Origin of the sequence: Zhongshania sp. (assembly GCF_041584495.1) — a bacterium.
In the GTDB taxonomy this organism is placed as follows: Bacteria; Pseudomonadota; Gammaproteobacteria; order Pseudomonadales; family Spongiibacteraceae; genus Spongiibacter.
The window spans coordinates 1-3593 of the sequence record NZ_JBFHDY010000199.1 but is presented as its reverse complement, the minus strand read 5'-3'; the positions used below and the strand labels follow the sequence as shown (position 1 = coordinate 3593).

Annotated in this window: 3 protein-coding genes; 2 read left to right on the top strand and 1 reads right to left on the bottom strand. The window is 54.7% G+C overall.

Translation table 11 applies throughout. The annotated features are described in order from the left end of the window. Positions 1-333 (top strand): PA2779 family protein (locus ABYP33_RS17920; RefSeq protein ID WP_373092593.1); only part of this gene is annotated, 333 nt, incomplete at its 5' end. Continuing rightward, positions 320-1273 carry a PA2778 family cysteine peptidase gene (locus tag ABYP33_RS17915; RefSeq protein ID WP_373092591.1) on the top strand — a complete coding sequence of 318 codons (954 nt, stop codon included), beginning with the start codon at positions 320-322 and terminating at the stop codon, positions 1271-1273. The genes ABYP33_RS17920 and ABYP33_RS17915, both read left to right, overlap by 14 nt. Here the strand turns inward: ABYP33_RS17915 and ABYP33_RS17910 are convergent. Beyond that, entirely contained in the window at positions 1270-3576 is a 2307-nt protein-coding gene (locus ABYP33_RS17910) for a Tex family protein (RefSeq protein WP_008253287.1), read from the bottom strand. The genes ABYP33_RS17915 and ABYP33_RS17910 overlap by 4 nt on opposite strands. Positions 3577-3593: the final 17 nt, after the last annotated feature.

Below are 3593 nucleotides of genomic sequence, written 5' to 3'. Positions count from 1 at the left end.
TTACTCGCCAGTACCGCATCGGCCTCAGTGATCAGTACTGATAAAATGGTGGCGGAGTATTCGGTGAAGTCTGAACGGGCTGAAATGAAGGCTGCGCTGGGCAGCGAAGAGGTGCGGTCGCGCTTAGTGGCGCTAGGTGTGTCCCCGGCCGATGTTGAGGCCCGTATCGATTCATTAAGCCCCACCGAGCTAGCCATGTTGCACGAACGTATGGATGAACTGCCAGCGGGCTCGGGTGCGGTTGGCCTGTTAGCGCTTTTGGTGCTTATATTCTTCATTACTGATGTTTTGGGTATTACCGACATCTTCCCGTTTGTTAATGCGGCGAAGTAAAGCCCTCTTCTTCTTGTGCCTGCTTTTGCAGGCCTGTTCCGGTTTACCGTTAAAAGAATACGCCGAGACCCTCGGGCCTCGGCGCCAGTTAGACGTCCCGTTTATTGCCCAGCAGCAATATTATTGTGGTCCTGCAGCCTTGGCTGAAGTCGCTCAATACCGTGGTATTGACGCTGATCAAAACGACTTGGCCAAGCAACTGTTTATTCCTGGTAAAAAGGGTTCGCTGGCGGTTGAAATGCAAGCGGCCAGCCGTAGACTGGGTTTACTGCCCTACCCCTTAGCCAAAAATTTGCATGCGTTATTACAAGAACTCGATGCGGGTAATCCAGTTTTGGTGTTCCAGAACTTGACCTTTTCATGGTGGCCGCAATGGCACTATGCCCTTGCCGTTGGTTACGATTTAGCCCGCGAAGAACTTATTCTGCACTCAGGGGATCGCCCCTATTATCGCCTGCCCTTTTCAACGTTTATGGCGACCTGGTCGCGAACCAACAACTGGGCACGGGTTATGGTAGACAGCAGCCATTTGCCGGTCACGGCGGAGCCCTTAGTCACCATTCGCAGCGCCTACGCCTTTGAGCAAACTGGCCACCCTGAATTGGCGGCGGGCTTTTATGCTTTGGCCGCCGAGCGCTGGCCAGATTCCCTGCCGGTATTAACGGCGCAGGCGAATTTAGCCTTGGCACAGGGTGAAAGTCAGCGGGCGATTCAGGTGTTTGAGCGCTTATTGGCACTCGCCAAGGATGATCCAGCGCTGTGGAATAATTACGCCTACGCGCTCTTAGCGGGTGGCTGTAAAGCCCAAGCGTTGACCGCCATTAGCCGCGCTGAAGCCTTGGCGCCGGAGGATGACGCGTATCGCGAAAGCGCCAGTGAAATCCGCGCCGCCGAGGCGGCAGCGGAGCACTGTTCTTCGGAGGGCGGCGAACCGCCTTAGCGTTTCTTTTGCTTAGCTTGGGCAAACAGTGCAGCCATCGTGGTATTTTCGGGCTTTGGTGCTTGCTTAGGCATGGCTGCTGGCTTGTTGCGCCCACCGCGTCGCTCACCACTGCTATTGGCGGCTTGCACGTCACTGGCTTTGTCGTCTAAGCGCATAGACAGTGCGATCCGCTTGCGCTGGGCATCGACTTCCATGACCTTAACCTTAACAATGTCGCCCGCTTTCACCACGCTGTGGGGATCTTTGACAAACTGATTGGCCAAGGCCGAGATGTGTACCAAGCCGTCTTGATGAACGCCAATGTCGACGAAGGCACCAAAATTAGTGACGTTGGTAACGACCCCTTCCAAGATCATGTCTGGCTCAAGATCAGAAATTTTTTCTATGCCGTCCTTAAAGGTCGCGGTTTTAAAATCTGGGCGGGGGTCGCGGCCGGGTTTATCTAATTCGGCAAAAATATCGGTAACCGTGGGTATACCAAAGCGTTCGTCGGCGTAGTCGGCTGGTTTCAGCGTTTTTAAGAAGCTGCTGTCGCCCAGGACGTTTTTCACTTCGCGACCGCAGCGGTTGACGATTTTCTCGACCACGCTGTAGGACTCGGGGTGCACTGCCGAGGCATCGAGTGGATTGTCGCCGCCAACAACACGTAAAAAGCCTGCCGCCTGCTCAAAGGTCTTGGCGCCAAAGCGATTAACTTCTTTTAATTGCTCGCGGTTTTTAAAGGCGCCGTTACGGTCGCGGTATTCAACAATATTGGCCGAGATACTTAGATTCAGGCCAGATACCCTTGCTAACAGCGCTGGTGAGGCGGTGTTTACATCTACACCGACTGCGTTTACACAGTCTTCTACCACGGTTTCCAAGGTGCGCGACAAGGCAGTTTGGGATACATCGTGCTGGTACTGACCTACCCCGATGGATTTAGGGTCAATCTTAACCAGTTCGGCCAGCGGGTCTTGCAGGCGGCGGGCGATAGAGATCGCGCCGCGAATGGTCACGTCGAGATCGGGGAATTCTTTGGCCGCGTATTCCGATGCCGAATAAATAGATGCGCCAGACTCGTTAACCATGACACTGGTGCAGCCCAGCTCGGGGCGAGCAGAGAGTACGTCTTTTACAAAGCGTTCAGTTTCGCGGCTGGCGGTCCCATTGCCTATAGCGATGAGCTGTACGCCGTGCTTTTTGATCAGCGCCAAGAGTACAGCGGCGGATTCGGCAATTTTGTTCTGAGGCGGGGTTGGGAAAATAGCGCAATGGTCGACGACTTTACCGGTAGCGTCGATAACGGCCACTTTTACGCCGGTGCGCATGCCGGGGTCGAGGCCGATGGTGGCGCGCTGCCCGGCGGGTGCGGCCAAGAGTAAGTCTTTGAGGTTATGGGCAAACACGTCAATGGCTGCGGTGTCGGCGAGTTCCCGCAATTGACCCAGCAAATCGGTTTCTAAATGGGTGTAGAGTTTTATACGCCAGGTCCAGCGAATCACTTCTTTTAGCCAGGTATCGGCGGGGCGCCCCTCGTCTTTCACTTTCCAGAACTCGGCGACCATGCCCTCGCAGGGATGAGTTGCGCCCTCTTCTTCACTGAACTTTATCGCCAAACTCAGAATGCTTTCGTTGCGGCCGCGAAACATGGCCAAGGCGCGGTGCGAGGGTGTGGTTTTCAGTGGCTCGCTATGGGCGAAGTAATCCCTGAACTTCTCCCCTTCCTGCTCTTTGCCGGTCATAACGGTGCTGCACAAAAGGCACTCATTCCACAAGAAGTTACGGAGCTTGGCGAGCAAGTTGGCGTCTTCGCTAAGGCGTTCCATGAGAATGTACTTGGCGCCGTCGAGTGCGCCTTTCACGTCGTTAATGCCCTGTTCTGCATTTAAATAATTGAGGGCGAGGCTGGCGGGATCTTGGCTGGGGTCGTCAAATAAGGTGTTGGCGAGGGGTTCTAAACCGGCTTCAATGGCGATCTGGCCCTTGGTGCGGCGCTTGGGCTTATAGGGCAGGTATAAGTCTTCTAGGCGGTTCTTGGTGTCGGCGCCGCGAATATCCCGTTCTAGCTCGGGGCTGAGTTTGTCCTGCTCGCGAATACTGTTGAGAATGGTTTCGCGCCGGTCTTCTAATTCCCGCAAATAGCCCAGCCTAGACTCCAAATCGCGCATTTGGGTGTCGTCGAGCCCGCCAGTGACTTCTTTACGGTAGCGGGAAATAAACGGCACGGTTGCGCCTTCATCTAACAGGGCAACGGCAGCGCTAACCTGCGCTTCTTTAACACCAAGTTCTTGAGCAATGCGGCTGGGGATGGAATTCATATGATCGGCTTATTAGA

Bases quoted from the DNA above. Each gene is read 5' to 3' on its own strand.
- ABYP33_RS17915 (WP_373092591.1), top strand. From the start codon at position 320: ATGCGGCGAAGTAAAGCCCTCTTCTTCTTGTGCCTGCTTTTGCAGGCC.
- ABYP33_RS17910 (WP_008253287.1), bottom strand. From the start codon at position 3,576: ATGAATTCCATCCCCAGCCGCATTGCTCAAGAACTTGGTGTTAAAGAA.